The organism is uncultured Kiloniella sp., from assembly GCF_937128705.1.
GTDB lineage: Bacteria > Pseudomonadota > Alphaproteobacteria > Kiloniellales > Kiloniellaceae > Kiloniella.
In genome coordinates this window covers 1-2697 of record NZ_CAKZMP010000097.1, presented here as the reverse complement: position 1 = coordinate 2697, position 2697 = coordinate 1, and the positions used below count along the sequence as shown (strand labels likewise).

Below are 2697 nucleotides of genomic sequence, written 5' to 3'. Positions count from 1 at the left end.
GAGGACAGGTTTCGGCCATCACCTTCAACCCACGAGATTGCGACCGCCTGATTTCATCAAGTGCCTCTTCGGATGAAACATGCACGATGAACAATGGCGTATCAACCAACTCGGCAAGGGCGATTGCCCGGTGTGTTGCCTCACTTTCAGCTATACGCGAATGGCTGACCGCATGATATTTAGGATCACCATTCCCTTCGCTGAGCAATTTCTCTGACAGCCACCTGATAACATCATGATTTTCGGCGTGCACCATAACGAGTGCTTCTTCCCGACGAGCCGTAGAAAGTACCTCTAGAATTTCATAGTCATCCAACTTCAACGCATCGTATGTCATATATATTTTAAACGAAGAGATACCATCCGCAATCATTGCAGGAAGTTCCTGTCCCATAACAGCATCAGTCGGATCTGAAATGATTAAATGAAAAGCGTAATCGATGACCGCCTTGGGTTTTGCGCAAGCCATATAATCGTCAACAACAGTACGCAAACTCTGCCCCTTATGTTGTGCAGCAAAGGGAATAATTGTTGTTGTCCCACCGAATGCTGCGGAAACTGAAGCACTATAAAAATCATCCGACGTCATGATCCCCGACGAAGACATCTGTTCCACATGACAATGGGCGTCTATTCCCCCCGGCAAAATGAGCTTTCCTGTGGCGTCGATTTCTTTTCGCCCCACCTCCAACCCTGCCCCCAAAGCCGCAATTTGACCATTTATAATTCCGACATCCTGTCGAACTCTATCGGTTGCGGTCACTGTTTCTCCATTACGGATCACCAGATCAAAAGACGCCATTATTTCCTCCCCTACACCCTGTTACATAGATTATTATTGTAATTGGAATTCCACTGGTATACCAATTGAACACCGATTCTACAAACAGAGAAAACCACCTGAATAATCTAGCTTAGAAAGCCTTTTGATGAGTACCGAAAAAGCAAAACAGATAGTCGTAGAAAGCTTGGCTGATCAAACCTACAGCCGCCTAACCGATATGCTTCTTTCTGGTGAACTTGCTGACGGGCACCCTGTGATGGAACGACGCTTGGCTGAACAGCTAAATGTATCGAGAACACCTGTAAGAGAAGCAATCAACAGGCTTGAAACAGAAGGTATGCTAGAGCGCAAAGGTGGTCGTATGTTGGTCCGAAAGGTCGATCTCAAAGAATTCTTAGAAGTTTTACATATCAGAAAATTACTTGAATGTGACGCCGCCAAGAATGCCGTCGGTCGCATATCACCTAAGTTGATTTCTGATTTGAAACAGGCAATGCAAAATTTGCTAGGTCAAAGTCTAGTCAGTTCTACAGAACACCGATCAACAGATGATCTGTTCCATAACTCCATCGCCCAGTCTTGTGGGAATCGTCTATTGGCAAAAACCATTATAGACCTCAGGAGGCGCACAGCTATGTTTGATCATGATCGCTTACCCGCACGATTAATACCTGGATGTCAGGAACATCTTGATATCCTTATCGCCTTAGAAAATGCTGATGGCGAAGCTGCAGCTTTTGCGATGGAAAAACATATGGATAATGTGCGTCGCAGTATTCTGGAACATTGGGGCATAAGCTAATGGACAGCAACAAACTATCTAATAAAAATAGGCATTTTAGAATACAAGTTATCAACCCCAATTCTTCCCGCGCTGTCACCGATACCATTGAACAAAGCATTCATGATCTACCAGCTAGAATGAACCTAGAAATTATCTGTTCTCAGCTGGACAAAGCCCCAAACGTAATCGAGACGAATGAAGATGTCCAAATCGCAGAGGAACTAATTAAAGCAGAGATAAAAACATCCAGTGCAGACGCGTTTGTCGTCGCCTGCTTTAGCGATCCGGGCGTAAGATACTTACGAGAAAATGGACAAAGAAACGTCTATGGGATTGCTGAAACGGCCATGCTGATCGCAGCACTTCAAAAGGGTGATTTTGGTATAATTTCAATACTTCCCGGTTCTATTCCTCGTCACCAAAAACAAGCTCATGCCCTAGGTCTTGATACACGGCTTGCTGGTGATGTCGCGCTAAATTTTGGTGTTTTAGAGCTGGAAAACGAAGATAAAGCAAAACCGAAGTTATTAGAAGTTGGAACAAAATTGAAAAACAAAATGTACGCTGGATCAATAATTTTGGGTTGCGCAGGCATGGGTAAATACCAACATTGGCTTCAAGAAGAACTTGGTATCACCGTGATCGACCCTTGTCGAGCTGCGGTAACAATGGCAGCTGCAAACTTAATGACAACATCAAGATAATGATAAATCAAAACCCAGACTAAAGGGAGTAAGAAAATGGATTTAGGAATTACAGGTCGCAAGGCGATAATTTGCGCCTCATCCAAAGGGCTAGGCAAAGCCTGCGCGATAGAATTGGCCAACGAGGGCGTGGATGTCACAATCAATGGGCGCAACAATCAAACACTAGAAGAAACAGCACAGGAAATTCGCAACGCCACTGGTGTTGATGTCACCGCAATTGCCTGTGATGTCACGACAGCAGAAGGACGTACAAAGTTACTCGCCGCATGTCCTGATCCTGATATTCTGGTGAACAATGCCGGCGGCCCACCACCAGGTAACTTCCGTGACTGGGACGGAGATGAATGGCACAAAGCTTTGGAAGCCAATATGGTCACTCCAATTCTGCTCACCAAAGCTGTAATTGACGGCATGATTGATCG

Annotated in this window: 4 protein-coding genes; 3 read left to right on the top strand and 1 reads right to left on the bottom strand. The window is 45.0% G+C overall.

Annotated elements, in window-relative coordinates:
* The coding region (locus tag Q0241_RS05680; protein ID WP_299374439.1) for an amidohydrolase family protein at positions 1 to 802 on the bottom strand (802 nt) is incomplete at its 3' end.
* Positions 803 to 929: 127 nt separating this feature from the next.
* Between Q0241_RS05680 and Q0241_RS05675 the strand changes: the two genes are divergently transcribed.
* The 3 genes from Q0241_RS05675 to Q0241_RS05665 form a co-directional block, all read left to right on the top strand.
* Entirely contained in the window at positions 930 to 1586 is a 657-nt protein-coding gene (locus Q0241_RS05675) for a GntR family transcriptional regulator (RefSeq protein WP_299374436.1), read from the top strand.
* Positions 1586 to 2272: an aspartate/glutamate racemase family protein gene (locus Q0241_RS05670; RefSeq protein ID WP_299374433.1), complete on the top strand. Its 687-nt coding sequence runs from the start codon at positions 1586 to 1588 to the stop codon at positions 2270 to 2272. The genes Q0241_RS05675 and Q0241_RS05670 overlap by 1 nt, the downstream gene beginning before the upstream one ends.
* Before the next feature lie 36 nt (positions 2273 to 2308).
* Positions 2309 to 2697 (top strand): SDR family NAD(P)-dependent oxidoreductase (locus Q0241_RS05665; RefSeq protein ID WP_299374429.1); only part of this gene is annotated, 389 nt, incomplete at its 3' end.